This window comes from Micromonospora sp. Utrum1, from assembly GCF_057197805.1.
The window spans coordinates 2,866,825-2,884,070 of record NZ_CM170071.1 but is presented as its reverse complement, the minus strand read 5'-3'; the positions used below and the strand labels follow the sequence as shown (position 1 = coordinate 2,884,070).

Below are 17,246 nucleotides of genomic sequence, written 5' to 3'. Positions count from 1 at the left end.
CGCCCGACTCTACGCTCAGCCCGCCGCGACGCTCACCGGGTTCTCTCCCAGATCAACTCGTCCACCCGACCAGTGAACCGGACGACGGTGACGATCCGTACCCGGGGGCGGTGCGGCGACGAGGCCGGCGCCGGGACCGGAAGGGGCGTGTCCGTGATGCCGGAGACCGTCGAGAGGGTGTTCGCGAACGTGGTCGAGCGGAACCCGGGTGAGCCCGAGTTCCACCAGGCGGTCCGGGAGGTGCTGGAGAGCATCGGGCCGGCCCTCGCCCGCCACCCCGAGTACGCGCACGCGTGCGTCATCGAGCGGATCTGCGAGCCGGAGCGGCAGGTCATCTTCCGGGTGCCGTGGGAGGACGACCACGGCCGGGTCCGGGTGAACCGCGGCTTCCGGGTGGAGTTCAACAGCGCGCTCGGCCCGTTCAAGGGCGGGCTGCGCTTCCACCCGTCGGTCTACCTGGGCATCGTGAAGTTCCTCGGCTTCGAGCAGATCTTCAAGAACGCGCTGACCGGCCTGCCGATCGGCGGCGGTAAGGGCGGCGCGGACTTCGACCCGAAGGGCCGCTCGGACCGGGAGGTGATGCGGTTCTGCCAGAGCTTCATGACCGAGCTGTACCGGCACATCGGCGCGCAGACCGACGTGCCGGCCGGCGACATCGGGGTGGGCGGCCGGGAGATCGGCTACCTGTTCGGCCAGTACAAGCGGATCACCAACCGGTACGAGTCGGGGGTGCTCACCGGCAAGGGGCTGGCGTACGGGGGCGCGCAGGTGCGGCGGGAGGCGACCGGCTACGGGGCCGTGTTCTTCGCCGAGGAGATGCTGAAGCAGACCGGGGACGGCCTGGACGGCAAGCGGGTGGTGGTCTCCGGCTCCGGCAACGTGGCCATCTACGCGATCGAGAAGGTGCACCAACTCGGGGGCACGGTGGTGGCCTGCTCCGACTCGGACGGCTACGTGCTCGACGAGAAGGGCATCGACCTGGCCCTGCTGCGCGAGCTGAAGGAGGAGCGCCGGGCCCGGCTCGACGACTACGTCCGGCACGTGCCGCACGCCGTGGCGGTCTCCGGTCGTACCGTCTGGGAGGTGCCCTGCGATCTGGCCCTGCCCTGCGCGACGCAGAACGAGATCGGCGGCGCGGAGGCGGCGGCGCTGGTGGCCGGCGGCTGCGTCGCGGTGGTCGAGGGGGCGAACATGCCCACGACGCCGGAGGCGGTGCGGATCCTGGGCCGGGCCGGGGTGCGGTTCGCCCCGGGCAAGGCGGCCAACGCCGGCGGGGTGGCGGTGAGCGCGCTGGAGATGCAGCAGAACGCCAGCCGCGACTCGTGGACGTTCGCCCAGTCGGAGCAGCGGCTGCGGGAGACGATGCGGGACATCCACGCCCGCTGCTGGGCCACCGCCGAGGAGTACGGACTGCCGGGCGACTACGTGGCCGGAGCGAACATCAACGGGTTCCGGCGGGTCGCGGAGGCGATGCTGGCGCACGGTCTGGTGTAGGCGGCCACTGTGGGTGGACGGGGTCAACCTGGCTGACCGTTCGGTCAGTCAACGATTGACAGGGTTCGAGGTCGAGCTTAGGTTCAGGGCCTACCGGCCGGTAGGCATCCGTCCCGCCAGGCCGCCCCCGTCCCGGGGCGGCACCCGTCCCCGGGGGAGCACCGATGCTGACCTCACCCACCCGCCTCCTGCGCCGGCTGCTCGCCGCCGGCGCGGCCCTCACTCTCACGGTCGGTCTCGCCGGCGCCACGCCCGCCGTCGCCGCCGACCGCGACGACGACGGCAGCCAGCCGCTGCCCGGCTACACCATCAGCAACCCGCCGCTCGCGCCGCTGGTCATCGACGGCGCGGCCACCACCGTCCGCCAGGGCGTGCACGAGCACGCCGGCTACGTGATCGAGACCCCCGCCCGGTGGAACGGCGACCTGGTCATGTGGGCGCACGGCTACCGCGGCCAGGGCACCGTGCTCTCCCCCGAGCCGCCCGGCTACGACCTGCGGCAGCGGATGCTGGCCCAGGGGTACGCCTGGGCGTCGTCCTCGTACGACCGCAACGGCTACGACATCCGTTCCGGGGTGCTCGGCACCCGGGCGCTGGCCGACTTCTTCGCCGACACGGTGAAGCGGCCGAAGCAGGTGCTCATCGCCGGCGTCTCCATGGGCGGGCACATCATCGGCCGCTCGCTGGAGCAGTACCCGGGCTACTACGACGGTGCGCTGCCGATGTGCGGGGTGCTCGGCGACCAGGAGCTGTTCGACTTCTTCCTCGACTACAACCTGGTGGCGCAGGCCCTCGCCGGGGTGCGCGCGTACCCGACGCCGGACGACTACATCACCGACGCGGTGCCGCGGATCCAGGTGGCGCTCGGCCTGACCGGGCTGAAGCCGGGCGGCCCGGACACCACCAACGATCTCGGCAAGCAACTGCGGGCCATCACCGTCGAGCGCTCCGGCGGCCCGCGACCCGGCGCCGACGCGGCCTTCGCGGTCTGGAAGGACTTCCTGTTCAGCATCACCACCACCGACGGTGGCGACTCCCCCGCCCAGCGGCCCGGTCAGCTCGCCACCAACCTGCTCACCCGCTACTCCCCGAACAGCCCGGTGGACGTCAACGCCACCGTGCAGCGGGTCGCCCCGGAGAACCTGTGGCAGCGACTGGCCCCGACGCTCACCGAGGTGCCGCGGATCAGCGGCCGGCCCACCGTGCCGGTGCTCAGCTTGCACGACCTCGGCGACCTCTTCGTGCCGTTCAGCATGGAGCAGGCGTACGCCCGGGACGCGGCGTGGCACGGCCGCAGCCGGCTGGTCGTGCAGCGGGCCATCCGGGCCGCGCAGCACTGCGAGTTCAGCCCGGCCGAGGCCGGCGCCGCCTGGGACGACCTGGTTTCCTGGGTACGCACCGGCCAGCGCCCGGCCGGCGACGCGGTCACCGATCGGAAGGCGGTGGCGGCGCCCGACTTCGGCTGCCGGTTCAGCGACCCGGCTGCCTGGGCCGCCGGTTCGGGGACGCGTCGCCTGTACGCGCCCTGCTGACCGGTCCCGGAGACGCCGCTGGCCGGCACCCCGTGTTCGGGGTGCCGGCCAGCGTTCGTTTGCTTAGGTCAGCTGTTCCAGTTGTGGGCGACGATGTCGGCGGCCTGCCGCTCCCACTGCGCGTAGGCGTCCGGGTAGGCCGAGACCTGCACGGTCTGCGCGGCCTCGGTCAGCGGCATGTCCTGCCAGCCGTCGACCTGCTTCAGACCCTTCAGGAACGCAAGCGTCGAGTACTCGGGGTCGGTGATCTGCTCCGGCGAACCCCAACCCGAACTCGGGCGCTGCTGGAACAGGCCCAGCGAGTCATGGTCATTCTTGTCGCCGAGGTGGCCCAGGTTCTCCAGCTTCGACTCCTGCAGACTGGTGGCGATCGAGATGACCGCGGCCCGCTCCGGGAGACCAGCCTTCTTCGTCGCGGCGATGATCGCCTTGGCGTTGGCGGTCTGCTCGTCGTTCAGCTCGATCTTCGACTGGGCGCCCTGCACACCGTGCGGGATCAGCTTGTCACCCTGCACCGCCACCGCGGCCGGCTTGGTGCTGTGCACCGGCTCGGCGGCGTGGGCGGCGACCGGACCGGCAAAGATGCCACCGGTGAAGGCAAGACCAGCAATACCGAGCACGCTCTTACGCAGCATCGTGTTCATGACAGGTAGCTCCATTCGGGGGTTGGCGCACACCCCGACCGGGGGAGGTCGGCAATCCGGTGTGCGCGAGCACCGTCAGGCGCTCAAAAAGTCGTTGGGGGTCGAGCAAAGTCTTCGGGGGATCATCCAGCGCGCGGGGCCGGGGGGCCGCTTCGTCGCGCCGGGACCATGTACAACGACCGGCGGCCCACCATCATTCCGGGCGCAGCGCACCCACCTCGACGGGCAGCCCCGGGGGCCGGTCACCCCGCCGTGCGGGGCGCCTTCCTCGGCCGTTCACCCGGATACAACGACCCCCGCCCACCCGCCATTCCGCCGCGAGGGTGCCGCCGACCACCCCCACGAAACGGACAACCCGCCCAGGCCGACACCGCCGGTGGAACGCTATGGAGGTCACCGGGCGCCGGAGACATACATGGCGTTCCACTCACCGCCGTGGAGCGGGCGGGAACCGGACATACATCCCAGATCTTGGTCGTCGTCCTCGGTGCCGCTGGGACACCAATGCGAGGTCGCCCTCCTGGCAACAAAAGCAGGCTGGCCAACCGGGCATACACCCCAGACCTGCCGGGCGCGGCCCAGAGCCGGCCAACGGAAGCAGGCTGTCCCACACCAACCGACCGCAGAAGGTTGGCAGGGCCAACCCGCCGCGAAGGGTTGGCAGCGCCGACCCAACCGGTCACGACCTGATCCACTCAAGATCGCGGAGCTGGCGGTATTCACGCCCGGCGGACACCGCGACGTCGGCGGGCTGGAGTGGATCAGGATGGGCGGTCAGCGGTCGTCGGGCTCTTCGGGGGCCCACCAGCCGCCGCGGTACAGGGTGCCGCGGGGCGGCTCGGCCGGGGCGGGACGGCGGCGGCGCGCCCGGCGTACACGACTGAACACGAACCAGCCGACCGCGCCGACGCAGGCCACGATGACCACGTTCTGCAGCGTCCCGACGTACGCCTCGACGACGTGCCAGTTCTCGCCGAGCAGGTAGCCGGCGAGCACGAAGGCGCTGTTCCAGATGAGACTGCCCAGCGCGGTGAAGAGCAGGAAGACCGGCACCGGCATCCGTTCCACGCCGGCCGGGATGGAGATGAGACTGCGGAAGATCGGAATCATCCGGCCGAAGAACACCGCCGTGACCCCGTGCCGGAGGAACCAGGCCTCGGTGCGGTCGACGTCGTCCAGCTTGACCAGCGGCAGCCGGCCGGCCAGGGCGCGCATCCGGTCCCGGCCGAGGGCCGCGCCGACGTAGTAGAGCGCCAGCGCCCCCAGCACCGACCCGAGGGTGGTCCACGCGATCGCCCCGACCACGCTCATCCGGCCCTGGCTGGCGGCGAACCCGGCGAGCGGCAGGATCACCTCGCTGGGGATGGGCGGGAAGAGGTTCTCCAGGGCCACCGCGAGACCGGCGCCCGGCCCGCCGAGCCGTTCGACCAGGCCGGTGACCCAGCCGACGGGTCCTTCGCCGGCCGGCTCCGTGGCGCGTGGAGCCGCCACCCGGGGGCCGACGAGGAGCTGTGCGTTTCCGATCATCCGACAACGTTACGAGGCGACGCGGCCGGCGACCACGGAAACCGGGGCGCACTACGCTGCGGGGTATGCGTACGCCGGCCCTGGGAGGTGGAAGGCCGATGACGGGCAGCGGCTCGGACCGCGGACCGTACGCTGTGGACCGCGAGGCCGTCGGGCTGCGGGCGCTGGTCGAGGAGACCGGCAGGCCGGTGACCACCGGGCGCACGCCGATGACGGCCCTGGTTCCGCTGGCCTCGGGCCGGACCGCCGACGTCTACGCGCTGGACGGCGACCGCGTGCTGCGCCGGTACCGGGCCGGCGGCGACGTGCGCGGGGAGGCCGAGGTGATGCGCCACCTGCACACCGCCGGCTACCCGGTGCCGAGGGTGCACCACGCCGACGGTCGGGATCTGGTGCTCGACCGGGTGCCCGGGCCGACCCTGTTCGACGCCTTCGTGGCGGGTCAGGTCGGGCTCCGGGCCGCCGCTCGTCTCCTGGCCGACCTGCACGCCCGGTTGCACGCGCTACCCGCGCTCCAGTCGACCGATCCGGCGCTCCGCGTCCTGCACCTCGACCTGCACCCGCGAAACGTGCTCCTCGCCCCGGCCGGCCCGGTGGTGATCGACTGGACCAACGCCGCGGAGGGGCCGCCCGCGCTCGACCGGGCGATCACCGCGCTGATCCTGGCCGAGGTGGCCGTGGACCGGTCCCTCCCGCTGTCGACGGCGGCGGGCGAGCTGCTGTCCGCGTATGTCGCCGAGGCCGGGTCGCTGGGGTCGGTGGCGGGGGCGACCGCGCGGCGGGCCGGGCTCGGGCCGCTCGACGCCGCCCGGCTGCCCGAGGCAGCCGCCCTGGTGGAGGCGGCGGTCGCGGCCTCGGGTGGCGTCCGGTGAGCGGGCGGGTGGTGGGCATCTGGCGCTACCCGGTGAAGTCGCTGCTGGGCGAGGATCTGGACGAGGTGGCCGTCGACGAGGCCGGGCTGGCCGGGGACCGGCGGCTCGCCCTGCTGCACCGGGAGACCGGGCGGGTGGCGAGCGCCAAGAACCCGTACCGCTGGCGGGCGCTGACCACGCTGCGGGCCACCGGCGGCGACAGCGGGGTGCGGATCACGCTGCCCGACGGCCGCGTCGTCGCGGCCGGCGACGAGGGGGTGGACGACGTGCTCTCCACGCTGCTCGGCGCGCCGGTGACGCTGGTCGACACCCCGCCGCCGGACGCGGTGCTCGAACGGTCCCGCCCGGAGGAGGTGCTCGCCGCGGGGGTGGCGGCGGCGGTGCCGGTGGACGAGGGACGGCTCGGGGCGGCCGCACCCCCGGGTGGCTTCGTCGACTTCGCCCCGGTGCACCTGCTGACCACCGCGACGCTGCGGCGGATCGGGGCGGAGCTGCCCTCGTGCGCGGTGGACCCGGCGCGCTACCGGCCCAACCTGGTGCTGGACACCGCCGGCGCCGGGTTCGAGGAGAACGACTGGCCCGGTCGGGAGCTGCGGATCGGCGCCGAGCTGGTGCTGCGGGTGATCGGCCGCACGCCCCGCTGCGCGGTGCCGACCCTGGCGCACGGCCCGCTCCCCCGCGACCCGGAGGCGCTGCGCGTGCCGGCGCGGCTGAACCGGGTGGTGCCGCTGGACGGTATGGCGCCGCAGCCCTGCGTCGGCGCGTACGCGCAGGTGGTTCGCGCCGGCCGGGTGCGGGTGGGCGACCCGGTGCGGCTGGCCTGAGCCGGGCGGCGGCTCAGCCCTCGTCCCGGCCGCCCCCGCGCAGCCCCGCGTACGCGTCGAGCAGGTCCTGGAGGGCGCCGGCCGTGGCCTCGTCGAGCTTGCCGTCGCCGGCCAGGTCGTCAATCCGCTCGCGCAGGTCCTCGACCCGCTTGGCGCGGTCCTTGGGCTTGCCGCGGTCCAGCTCGGCGGCCTTCTCGCGGAGGTCGTTGGCGGTCTTCCGGTCGAGCCGGCCGTCCGCCACGGCCTGGTCGACGACGTCGGCGAACTGACCGGCGAGCTGGCGCAGGGTGACCGGCGCGGGCCGGGTGCTGGCCGGTCCGGAGGTGGCCGGCTCCGACGGCGGGGACGGGGACGGTTCCTCCGCCGGCGTCGTGCCGGTCGACGGGCCGGTGCCCGTCGGGTTGTCGGGGTTGCCGTCGAGCAGCAGCGTGCCGACCAGGGCGAGCAGCAGCACCACCCCGACGGCGACCAGCGCCCCGACGAGCCGGTTCGACCGGGCGGCCGGCCGGGCGGGCGGCGGTGGGACAGGGCGGGCGGCCCGCTCGATCAGCGTCGGCGGGTGCTCCGGCCGGGACACCGTGGGCAGGATCGCGGTCGGCGGGTCGGCCGGCTGGCCGGCGCCGAGCCGGGTGGCGAGCTGGGCGGCGGTGGGCCGCCGCGCCGGGTCCACGGCCAGGCAGGCCAGGGTGAGTTCGGCGACGTCGGCGGGCAGCCCGGGGATGCGCAGCGCCGGCACCGGGGGTCGGTGGGCCTGCACGTCGAGCACGTCGTCCCAGGTCTGCACGGGCAGCGGGGCGCGCCCGCTGAGGGTGCGGTAGAGCAGGGCGCCGAGGGCGTACACGTCGCTGGCCGGGTTCGCCGGGCCGGGGGTCATCCGCTCCGGCGCGAAGTATGCCGGGGTGCCCATCAGCAGCTCGCCGGTCTGCCCGGCGAGGGGGTGCCGCGGGCCGGCCAGGGTGGCGATGCCGAAGTCGAGCACCTTCGCGCCGGTCTCGGTGAGCATCACGTTGCCGGGCTTGATGTCGCGGTGCACCACGCCGATCCGGTGCGCGGCGGCCAGGGCGGCGGCGATCTGCCCGGCCAGCCGGACGGCCTCCGGCCAGGCGAGCGGCCCCGCGGTCAGCCGGTCGGCGAGGGTGCGTCCCTCGACCAGTTCCATCACCAGGTAGGGCACCACCGAGCCGTCGGGGAGGGTGGCCTCGCCGTAGTCGTACACCTGGGTCACGTGCGGGTGGGTGAGCCGCGCCGCGGCGCGGGCCTCGCGCTGGATGGTGGCGCGCAGCTGCGGGTCGGCGGCGAGCTGCGTGGCGAGGGCCTTGACCGCGACGGGGCGGTGCAGGACCTCGTCGTCGGCGCGCCACACCTCGGACATCCCGCCGAGCCCGATGCGCTCGCGCAAGACGTACCGATCGTGCAGCCGGAGCGAGGGCGTGAACGGCGACATGGTGGTCCAGTGTGCCTGCCAGGTGGGGCGCCCCACCAACCCGGTGCCCGGTTGCGGGCCGATCGGGCGGTTCCGGGTCGAACGGGGTGCCGTCCGGGTGGCGCCGGCCACCCGGACGGGCCGTCGACCGGGGGTCAGGACTGGCAGGTGGGCACCCGGGCGGGGCGGGGCTCCATCCGGTCGGCGAGGCGGCGCAGCGCCGCGGCGGCGGCCAGCCGCGTGGGCGCCAGCCGGGGCTGCCGGGGCCGGTCGGGGCGGACCGGGGCGTCGGGGCGGGCCGAGTTCACGTGCCGGCTCACGGCATCGACGGCGAGGACGAATCCGGTGGAGTGTTCCATGGTCAACTCCTGGGAACGGGCCCGGTGGAGGTCCGGACGACGAGATCGGTGGGAAGCAGGAGGTGGCCGTCGGCCGGGTCGACCGGCGGCTCCAGCAGCAGTGCGGCGGCGAGCCGGCCCTTCTCCTCGGCCGGCTGCCGGACGGTGGTCAGCCCCGCGGCGGCGGCCTCGGCGACGTCGTCGAAGCCGGTGACCGAGAGGCCGCGGTGCGGGCCGGCCGCGTCGAGCACCCCGAGGGCGAGCACGTCGGAGCAGGCCAGCACGGCCGTGGGCGGGTCGTCGCCGGCCAGCACCGGGGCGACGGCGGCGGCGGCCGCCGCCCGGCTGTTGCCGGTGGCGTTGAGCACGGTGATCGCCGGCCAGGCGACGCCGACCGCGGCGAACGCGTCGGCGAAGCCGGCGAGCCGGTCGCGGGTCGTGGGGCGGGGCGCGTCGCGCGGATCCGCCAGCCGCAGGGGCCCGGACGGCGCGTCAGGCAGCACGGTGTCGCCGAGCAGGGCCACCCGCCGGTGCCCGAGGCCGGCGACGTGGGCGGCGACGGACCGGGCAGCGGCCCGCTCGTCGATGCCGACGAAGCGGTCCGCCGGGCCGGCGGCGCTGGGGGCGGTGGTGACGAGGGGCAGCCCGCGGTCGCGGATCGCGGCGAGCACGTGCTCCTCGTCGCCGACGCAGTAGACGCAGAAGCCGTCGACCGCGGCGTTCTCGACGGCGGCCCGGGTCCGGTCGCGGTCACCCGACAGCGGCACCAGCAGCAGGCTGGTGCCGTGCCGCTCGGCGGCCTGGCCGACGCCGGCGAGGAAGCGCACCGCGAACGGGTCGGTGAACGCGTAGGAGAGGTCTGAGGTGAACAGGACGCCGATCGCGCCGACGAAGCCGCGGCGCAGCGAGCGGGCGGTCGGGTCGGGGCCCGGGTAGCCGAGGCGGCGCGCGGCGTCGAGGATCTTCGCCCGCAGCGCCGCGGAGAGCTGGTCCGGCCGGCTGTAGGCGTTGGAGACGGTGCTGCGGGACACGCCCACCGCGTTCGCGACGTCCTGCAGGGTCGGCTTCACCGGTCTGCCCCTCTGTATCGATTCAGAACTGTATCGATACAGAAGTTACTCCGCCCGACGGCGGGCGTCAATGGGATAGCGGCGCGATCAGGCCGGGTAGAGCTCGTCCCGGATCCGGGCCAGCAGCTCGGGGGTGCGCTCCGGCGGCGCGGCCTCCCCGCAGAGTCGGTCCATGGCCCCCGCGTAGTGGTCGAGGTCGTCGCGCTTGTCGAGGTAGATCGCGCTGGTCAACTGCTCGATGTAGACGATGTCCGGCAGGTCCTGGTCGCCGAAGCGCAGGATGCTGAAGGCGCCGCTGGCGGCGGCGTGCCCGCCGGCCGCGAACGGGACGATCTGGAGCCGGACGTGCGGGACGACCGTCGCCTCGATCAGCGCGTCCAACTGCGCGCGCATCACCTCGGGGCCACCGACGGGCCGGCGCAGGGCGGCCTCGTCGAGCACCGCCCAGAGCTGTGGCGGGTCGCTGCGGCGCAGCAGTTCCTGGCGCTCCATCCGCAGGCTCACGCGCCGGTCGACCTCCGCCGGCGGGGCGCCGCGGTGGCCGAGCAGGATCACCGCCCGGGCGTACGCCGGGGTCTGCAACAGGCCCGGGACGAACTGCACCTCGTACGTGCGGATCAGCGCGGCGGCGGCCTCCAGCCCGAGGTAGGACTGGAACCAGCCGGGCAGCACGTCGCCGTAGCGATGCCACCAGCCGGGGGTGTTCGCGTCCCGGGCGAGCTTGAGCAGCGCCGCCCGCTCGTCGGGCGCGGTGACGCCGTAGAGGGTGAGCAGGTCCGCGACGTCGCGCTCCTTGAAGCCGACCCGGCCCAGCTCCATCCGGCTGATCTTGGATTCGGAGGCGCGGATCTCCCAGCCGGCGCTCTCCCGGCTAACCCCGGCGCCCTCCCGGAGCCGGCGCAGCTGCGCCCCCAGCAGCATGCGCAGCACGGTGGGGCCGCTGGTCGGGCCTCCCTCGACGGGCACCGTCGTCACCTGGCCGCCCTCCGCACACCGACTGTCCTGACCGGACGCCCCAGCCCGGCCGAGCAGTAAGCATGCCATGGACCGACAGTGACGTGAACTCCTCCGGACGGTGGATGCGCGGTCCCGTCAGCGGGACGGCCGGCGAGCGATCAGGTGGTCGAAGTCGCCGTCCCGGGCGCCGAGCACGAACGCGGCGATCTCGTCGACCGTGTAGATGAGCGCCGGCCCCTCCGGGTGACGGGAGTTGCGCACGGCGATGCCGCCGCCGTCGGGCAGCTCGGCCAGCTCGACGCAGTTGCCGCTGGGGTTGCTGCGCCGGCTCTTCAGCCACCGCACCGGGGGCAGCTCGGTGGTGGGTACGCCGTTCGAGGGCTGCATGGGGGGCGTCCTTCGCGGGAAGAGCCAGCCGATGCCGCGGGGAGGGGCGGTGGGTGGCGACGGGGTGCTGTCGACTGTAGACGGAGATGCACGTGCATCTGCTATTGCATCTGCAATGGACAGCGAGCATGATATCGCACGTGCGGTGTACCCGGACGCTCACGCTCGGTTACCCGGACTCCGGTTGCGAGCAGGGGGAACAGGTCCGGCCCGGCGCCGTCCGGCGAGGGCTGGGACTGCGGTGAGGGAGGGCGTGTGCCGGATCCGATGACCGTCGCCTCCGGCATCTCCGCAGCTGGCGCCCTGGTCTCCGCCTGGCAACTGCGCCGCCGGGCGCTGCGCGCCGAGGCCGAGATCGAGCTGCTCCAGGCCGAGCTGGCGGCCGAGCGGCACGCCGCCAGCCACGACCCGCTCACCGGGCTGCCGAACCGCCGTGCCTTCTTCCGGCTGGCCGCCACCCTGCTCACCGACCCCGCCGGCAAGCCGCTGGTGGCGATCGTGCTGGACCTCGACGACTTCAAGCAGGTCAACGACCGCTACGGGCACGCCGCGGGCGACCAGGTGCTGGTCAGCGTGGCGCAGCGGCTGGCCGCGTTCGCCGGGGACAACCTGGTGGCCCGGCTCGGCGGCGACGAGTTCGCCGGCCTGCTGGTCAGCCCGACGGTGGACCGGCGATGGATCGAGCACGCCACCCGCCGGCTCTGCGAGGCGCTCGCCGCGCCGATCCCGCTGGGCGCCCGCAGCATCCGGGTGACCGCCTCGGTGGGGCTCGCCCCGGTGCACGGCCCGACCCAGCTCACCGACGCGCTGTGCCGCGCCGACGCGGCGATGTACCAGGCGAAGACGGTCGGCGCGGCCCGTGCCGCCCGCCAGCTCGTCGCCGAGTGCTGAGCCGGGCCGACGGTCCAGCCGGCGCCCGTCAGCGCCAACCGTAGCCGGTACGCAGCGCCTGGCCCACCCGGTCGAACCGGCGCCGGTCCAGCACCGCGCCCTCGCGCCGGATGCTGTCCTCACGCATGGTGAGCACCCGGTCCAGCCGGACCCAGCTCGGCCGCTGGTCCCGGTCCCACTCCCCCGGGCCCAGCGCCAGCCAGTGCCGCTGGCCGTCGCGATCGCTCTGGCTGGACAGCATCAGTCCGAACAGCGTGCGACTCTGCCGGCCGACCACCAGCACCGGGCGGTCCTTGCCCTGACGCGGATCCTCCTCGTAGGGCACCCAGGTCCAGACGATCTCCCCCGGGTCGGCCTGCCCGTCCAGCTCCGGCGCGTACGCCAGCTCGCGGCGCTGCAGCACGGCGACCTGGCGGCGCCGAGCGACCTGGGCCGGGATCGGCCGGGCGGTACGGGTGGGCGCGGCCGCGCCCCCGGCGATCCGGCCGAGCCGGGATGCCACGTTCCTCAACAGACCTGCCACGGCGGGCAGCCTATCCCGGCCCAACGCGGGCGCGAGGCGGGGAGCGCCTTGGTCCGTCACGGGCCAGTTCGGCAACAGCCCCGATCAGACGACCGACGGGAACCAGGGACCTCGGAGTTCACCGTCCGCGACTGCCGTCGGTGGGCTCCCGGACGATGTGCGCATGGCCCGCATGCCGGGCCGTCTCCGGATCAGGTGCCCTCCGTTCCGCGCACAATCGGGTTGTTCGATGGTGGTGCACGGGTGACCATGGTCGGCATGGTGGGAGATCGGGTGTGAGATCGCCGCTTCAGGGCGGGCTCCCGCCGATCGATGCGGTGGTCGGCGCCGTTGTGGAGATCGCCTGTGACGAGTCCGGATTCTCGGGTACCAATCTGCTCCATTCGACCTCTCCGGTGATCACGCACGCCAGTGTCGACCTGGGCGTGGACGAGGCCATCGGGCTCATCACAGCGCTGCGATCCGGCTTCCGGTTCTCGCCGCACGAGTTCAAGTCCGGGCAGTTCCTTCGCGGCCCGGGCGCGGCTGAGGCGCTGGAGTGGTTCCTGGAGGCGCTGAAGGGCCGCGCGTCCGTTCACCTGATCGACAAGGAGTTCTTCCTCGTCACCCGGATCGTCGACCTGCTGCTGACCGAGCCGTCCTACGCGGCCGGTACCCGCCTGATGCAGGATCACCTTCCGGCCGCTCTCGCCCTCTATCGGGCCGGGCGCTCGGCCGGAAGCGACTGGGGTGTCTTCCTGGCAGCCTTCGTCGACCTGGTCCGGATCAAACGGCGGCGTCCGGACCACCGGACCGTGCAGCGGTTCTTCGAGGCCCGGGATGCGCTGGCACGAACCGGCCTGGGCGCACCGGCCGATGGCGTCCTCAACGGGCTCAGCCCGACCCACGTGTGGGCTGTGGTGACCAGGCTCGACAGCGAGGACCGATCCATCCCGCCACCGCTGGAACCGATGCTGCCGGCGCTGGCGGAGACGGTCCTGTCCTGGAGCGGCGGACAGCGGCAGGTGCTGGTGATCCACGACGAGCAGAGCGCCCTCACGGCCGACCGGTTGACCCGCCTTCAGCAGGCGCTGGCCAACCACGGCGGACCACCGGCGGCGGCCGCCGACAAGGCCGGGGCGTTGCCCGCCGGAGTATCGCCCCTGGCCGGGCTCGTGATGGTCGACTCCCGCGACGATCCACGAGTCCAGGTCGCCGACCTCCTTGCGGGAGTAGCCCGGAGGTCGCCGGCGATCGGGAACGGTGCACTGCTTCAGCCGCTGCTGTCCCCGACGTCACTGCACGACGCCGAAGGGTGACGCCCGGACGACGTCAGGACCCCTGCCGAAGACCACGGGGAGAACAACGTGACTCCCGAGCTGTCGTTGATCGGTCTTCGGGCGGTCGCCGAGTGCCGCACACTGGCCCCATGAACCCTCCGGCTGCGTTCCTCGCCGATCCGCCGCAGAGCCCGGCGGTGGCTGCCGCCTACGAGGGCGATCTCACCGCCGACGGCTACGTCAACAACCTCACCCGGGTCTGGTGCTGGCGTCCTGATGTGCTGGCGTCCTTCCAGGCTCTGCGTGCTGATCTCCTGGCCGATTCAGGCCTGTCGCCGAGGGAGGTGGCCGTGCTGGTCGCCGCCACCGCCGCTGCCCGCGGCGACGCCTACTGCGCGCTGGCATGGGGTGCCCGGCTGGCCGAACTCAGTGACGAGGCGACCGCGGCACGGGTGCTGCGAGGCGTCGACGGTGACCTGTCCGAGCGGGAGAACGCGCTGGCCGCCTGGTCTCGTCGGGTCGTCCAGGATCCGAATGCCACGACCGAGGCCCACGTGGAGCGCTTGCGCGACGCGGGTCTCAATGACCAGGAGATCTTCGAGGCGACGACCCTGGTCGCGTTCCGGCTGGCGTTCTCCACCGTCAACGACGCGCTGGGAGCACGCCCAGATCCGCAGCTCGCCGAGAAGGCGCCTCGGCTCGTCCGCGAAGCCGTTACCTTCGGCCGCCAGGTCCAGGCGCACACATCCCTGGCCTCCACCGACAGTGGCGCCGAGTGACGCTCGCGCCGGCGCCGACAGCGGCATCAGCTGCCCGCTGACCCTCTCGGTCCGGTCGGCACCGCCCTCGGCATTCGCTGACGCTCACCGGGGGCGACCGGGTCAGGCGGGGCGGCGGGCCAGGACGAGCGTGGTGCGCAGGTCGAGCACCACGGTGCCGCCGAAGCCGTCGATCGCCGCGCCGACCGCGGCGAGCACCCGCTCGCGCAGCGCGGGCGGGCGGCGCAGCTGCGGCGAGAAGGTGCGGACCAGCCGCAGGTAGGCCGCGGTGTCCAGCGGCAGATCCCGGCGGAAGAGCGGCGCCCGGACGTCGGTGAAGAGGCCACTGTCGGCGATGTCGGCGTGGACCCAGTCGTCCGGGCGGTCGCCCTGCTGCTGCGGGTCGGCCGACTCGAACGCCGCCCGGATGGCCGCCCGCTGGGCCGGGTCGACGTAGTCGTAGCGGTTGCCGAAGACGGCCAGGGTGCCGCCGGGGCGGAGCGCGTCGTGGGCCCGGCGGTTGCGGGTGGCCGGGTCGAGCCAGTGCCAGGCCATGGCGCAGGCGAGCGCCGGCACGTCGCCGGGGTGCGGGGTCCACTCCTCGAAGGCCGCCGTCACCACCTCGACCTGGGGGAAGCGTTCGGCCAGCACCCGGGCCATCCGGTGGTCCGGCTCGACGCAGGTCGTCGGCGCGCCGAGGCCGAGCAGGGTGGCGGTGGCCAGGCCGGTGCCGGCGCCCACCTCGACCAGGCGGTCGGGCGTCCCGCCGTGGTAGGCGCGGATCGCCGCGACGATCTCGGCCGGATAGCCTGGTCGGGCCTCGTGGTAGGCGCCGGCCACCTCACCGAAGAGCTGCGACATGATCGCCATCATCGCAGGGTGGGCCGGGTCGCCGCCGACCCTTCGAGAGGAGTGCCGTGGATCCGGAGCTGCCCGACGACCTGCCGCTGTTCGAGCGAACGGCCGTCCGGCTGGTGGTGCTGGACGCCACCGACCGGGTGCTGCTGTTCCACACCCGGGACCCGGACCATCCCGTGCTGGGCACCTGGTGGGAGCTGCCCGGCGGCGGGCTCGACCCCGGGGAGACCTACCTGGAAGCGGCGGTGCGGGAGTTGCGCGAGGAGGCCGGCATCGTGGTCGCGCCGGCGCAGGTCGGCGCGCCGACCTGGCGGCGGCGGGCCAGCTTCCGGCACCGCCAGCGACGGCACCTCCAGGACGAGGTGGTGGTGCCGGTGCGGCTGCCCGGCCCGGGGCCGGACGTGGACGAGGCGCACCGGCTGGACTACGAGGTCGAGGACTACTTCGGGTTCCGCTGGTGGCCGGTGGCCGACGTGATCGCCGACCGGCCGCGCTGCTATCCGGGGCGGCTGCCGGAGCTGCTGCCGGCGTTCCTGGCCGGGGAGGAGATCGACGAGCCGTTCGAGCTGTGGTCCTGACGGGCGTGCCGGACGGGCCGCCGACCGGCACAGTGGAGCGGTGAACCCTCTCCACACACCCCTGGCCCACTACGCCGAGCGGCTGCACCGCGCCGCCGGCGACGCCCACCACGTCGCCTCGCCGCTGGGCGCCTGGCTGCTGCTCGCGCTGACCGGCCCGGCGGCCACCGGCGAGGCCCGGGCCACCCTCACCGAGGCGCTCGGCACCGACGCGGACGACGCCGCCGCGGCGGCCCGCGCGCTGCTCGCCGAGCCGCATCCACTGGTCGCCGCGGCCACCGCACTGTGGGAGCGGACCCCCTTCGAGCAGCTGGCCGCCTGGCGGGCCGGTCTGCCGGACCGCACCGAGCGCGGCCCGCTGCCCGATCAGGCGACGCTGGACGCCTGGGCCCGGGAGCGCACCGGCGATCTGATCGAGCGGTTCCCCGTCACCGTCACCGCGGACACCCTGCTGATCCTGGCCAGCGCGCTGGCCACGCGCGTGTCCTGGGCGGACCCGTTCCAGGTGGCGCCCGCCGGTGAGCTGGGCGCCGGCAGCGCCTGGGCCGGCCGGCTGCGGCGGGTGCTGCGGACGCCGCCGTGGGGGCACCGCTGCTGGGTGGCGGGCACCGACCGGGCCGGCGACGTGGCGGTGCACGCCGTGCCGGCCCGGCCGGCGGACGGCGGGGCCGGGATGCTGGTCGTCTCGGTGGCCGCCGCGCCGGACGTGCCCGCGGCGGACGTGCTGGCCGCCGCGCAGGAACTGGCGGCGACCGCCGCCACCGCCCCCGAGGGGGTCGCGCCGGGCCGGCGGTCACTGTTCGAGTTGCCGCTGGGCGAGACGCCGTTGTGGACGCTGCGGGAGGAGCCGACGCGGACGTTCGCCGGCGACGGGCGGGAGGAGCACGCCTCGGCCGTGCTGCCCTGCTGGTCGGCGGAGAGCCGGCACGACCTGACTCCGGCCCGGTTCGGCTTCGACGGGGCGGCGCGGGCGCTGGGTGCGCTGCTCGGCTTGGCGGAGCCGCCGTTCGAGGCGGTGCAGTCGGCGGTGGCCCGGTTCGGACGGTACGGCTTCGAGGCCGCCGCCGTGACCGCGTTCGGCGTCGCGGCCGGGCTGCCGCCGGAGGGTGTCGCCCGGGTCGCGGAGCTGCGGTTCGGGCACCCGTACGCGGTGGTGGCCGTGGCCACCGACGAGGCGGGCGGGCCGTGGCACGGCCTGCCGGTCTACTCGGCGTGGGTGGCCGAGCCGGCGGAACTGCCCGAGGAGGAGGTGGCGGACCCGCCGGAGCAGTGGTGAGCGTGGGGACCTCCGGTTGCCGCCGGAGGCCCCCA

At 74.3% G+C, this 17,246-nt stretch carries 18 protein-coding genes; 9 read left to right on the top strand and 9 right to left on the bottom strand.

Features of this window, described 5'->3' with window-relative positions; genetic code table 11:
* The first annotated feature begins 156 nt into the window (after positions 1–156).
* The gene (gene gdhA, locus AC0OLQ_RS13680; RefSeq protein ID WP_484531618.1) at positions 157–1,494 is read left to right on the top strand and encodes an NADP-specific glutamate dehydrogenase; all 1,338 of its coding nucleotides are present in this window, start codon (positions 157–159) and stop codon (positions 1,492–1,494) included.
* 164 nt (positions 1,495–1,658) lie between these two features.
* Entirely contained in the window at positions 1,659–3,026 is a 1,368-nt protein-coding gene (locus tag AC0OLQ_RS13675) for an alpha/beta hydrolase (RefSeq protein WP_484531617.1), read from the top strand.
* A gap of 68 nt (positions 3,027–3,094) precedes the next feature.
* On the opposite strand, the gene AC0OLQ_RS13670 is transcribed toward AC0OLQ_RS13675, so the two are convergent.
* Positions 3,095–3,670 (bottom strand): hypothetical protein, encoded by a 576-nt coding sequence (locus tag AC0OLQ_RS13670; RefSeq protein WP_484531616.1) that lies wholly within the window; start codon positions 3,668–3,670, stop codon positions 3,095–3,097.
* Between the two features lie 774 nt (positions 3,671–4,444).
* Positions 4,445–5,197, bottom strand: coding sequence for a DedA family protein (locus AC0OLQ_RS13665; protein WP_484531615.1), 753 nt, complete (start codon positions 5,195–5,197; stop codon positions 4,445–4,447).
* 134 nt (positions 5,198–5,331) lie between these two features.
* Between AC0OLQ_RS13665 and AC0OLQ_RS13660 the strand changes: the two genes are divergently transcribed.
* Entirely contained in the window at positions 5,332–6,069 is a 738-nt protein-coding gene (locus tag AC0OLQ_RS13660) for a phosphotransferase (protein WP_484531614.1), read from the top strand.
* Entirely contained in the window at positions 6,066–6,893 is an 828-nt protein-coding gene (locus AC0OLQ_RS13655) for an MOSC domain-containing protein (protein WP_484531613.1), read from the top strand. Before AC0OLQ_RS13660 ends, AC0OLQ_RS13655 begins: the two co-directional genes overlap by 4 nt.
* Before the next feature lie 13 nt (positions 6,894–6,906).
* Here the strand turns inward: AC0OLQ_RS13655 and AC0OLQ_RS13650 are convergent, their stop codons facing one another.
* The 5 genes from AC0OLQ_RS13650 to AC0OLQ_RS13630 all read right to left on the bottom strand — a co-directional run bounded on the left by AC0OLQ_RS13650 (position 6,907) and on the right by AC0OLQ_RS13630 (position 11,068).
* Positions 6,907–8,337, bottom strand: coding sequence for a serine/threonine-protein kinase (locus AC0OLQ_RS13650; RefSeq protein WP_484531612.1), 1,431 nt, complete (start codon positions 8,335–8,337; stop codon positions 6,907–6,909).
* A gap of 134 nt (positions 8,338–8,471) precedes the next feature.
* Positions 8,472–8,675, bottom strand: coding sequence for a hypothetical protein (locus AC0OLQ_RS13645; protein ID WP_484531611.1), 204 nt, complete (start codon positions 8,673–8,675; stop codon positions 8,472–8,474).
* 2 nt (positions 8,676–8,677) lie between these two features.
* Positions 8,678–9,724 carry a LacI family DNA-binding transcriptional regulator gene (locus AC0OLQ_RS13640; protein WP_484531610.1) on the bottom strand — a complete coding sequence of 349 codons (1,047 nt, stop codon included), beginning with the start codon at positions 9,722–9,724 and terminating at the stop codon, positions 8,678–8,680.
* 87 nt (positions 9,725–9,811) lie between these two features.
* On the bottom strand, positions 9,812–10,699 hold the full coding sequence (locus AC0OLQ_RS13635) for a helix-turn-helix domain-containing protein (protein ID WP_484531609.1): 888 nt from the start codon (positions 10,697–10,699) through the stop codon (positions 9,812–9,814).
* A gap of 117 nt (positions 10,700–10,816) precedes the next feature.
* On the bottom strand, positions 10,817–11,068 hold the full coding sequence (locus AC0OLQ_RS13630; RefSeq protein WP_357345426.1) for a DUF397 domain-containing protein: 252 nt from the start codon (positions 11,066–11,068) through the stop codon (positions 10,817–10,819).
* A 255-nt stretch (positions 11,069–11,323) separates the two neighbouring features.
* Here AC0OLQ_RS13630 and AC0OLQ_RS13625 point away from each other — a divergent pair, with 255 nt between their 5' ends.
* Positions 11,324–11,959 carry a GGDEF domain-containing protein gene (locus AC0OLQ_RS13625; RefSeq protein WP_484531608.1) on the top strand — a complete coding sequence of 212 codons (636 nt, stop codon included), beginning with the start codon at positions 11,324–11,326 and terminating at the stop codon, positions 11,957–11,959.
* A gap of 28 nt (positions 11,960–11,987) precedes the next feature.
* Here AC0OLQ_RS13625 and AC0OLQ_RS13620 read toward each other — a convergent pair whose 3' ends face one another.
* Positions 11,988–12,482 carry a type II toxin-antitoxin system PemK/MazF family toxin gene (locus AC0OLQ_RS13620; protein ID WP_484531607.1) on the bottom strand — a complete coding sequence of 165 codons (495 nt, stop codon included), beginning with the start codon at positions 12,480–12,482 and terminating at the stop codon, positions 11,988–11,990.
* A 140-nt stretch (positions 12,483–12,622) separates the two neighbouring features.
* Here AC0OLQ_RS13620 and AC0OLQ_RS13615 point away from each other — a divergent pair, with 140 nt between their 5' ends.
* Positions 12,623–13,780 (top strand): DUF3800 domain-containing protein, encoded by a 1,158-nt coding sequence (locus tag AC0OLQ_RS13615; RefSeq protein WP_484531606.1) that lies wholly within the window; start codon positions 12,623–12,625, stop codon positions 13,778–13,780.
* 110 nt (positions 13,781–13,890) lie between these two features.
* Entirely contained in the window at positions 13,891–14,520 is a 630-nt protein-coding gene (locus AC0OLQ_RS13610; RefSeq protein ID WP_484531605.1) for a carboxymuconolactone decarboxylase family protein, read from the top strand.
* Positions 14,521–14,622: 102 nt separating this feature from the next.
* Here AC0OLQ_RS13610 and AC0OLQ_RS13605 read toward each other — a convergent pair whose 3' ends face one another.
* Complete coding sequence (locus AC0OLQ_RS13605; protein ID WP_484531604.1) at positions 14,623–15,360, bottom strand: class I SAM-dependent methyltransferase; 738 nt, start codon at positions 15,358–15,360, stop codon at positions 14,623–14,625.
* A 56-nt stretch (positions 15,361–15,416) separates the two neighbouring features.
* On the opposite strand from AC0OLQ_RS13605, the gene AC0OLQ_RS13600 reads away from it, so the two are divergent.
* Together AC0OLQ_RS13600 and AC0OLQ_RS13595 are read left to right on the top strand one after the other, a co-directional pair.
* Positions 15,417–15,935 (top strand): NUDIX hydrolase, encoded by a 519-nt coding sequence (locus AC0OLQ_RS13600; protein WP_357345438.1) that lies wholly within the window; start codon positions 15,417–15,419, stop codon positions 15,933–15,935.
* Between the two features lie 40 nt (positions 15,936–15,975).
* Entirely contained in the window at positions 15,976–17,211 is a 1,236-nt protein-coding gene (locus AC0OLQ_RS13595; RefSeq protein WP_484531603.1) for a hypothetical protein, read from the top strand.
* The last annotated feature ends 35 nt before the right edge of the window (positions 17,212–17,246 follow it).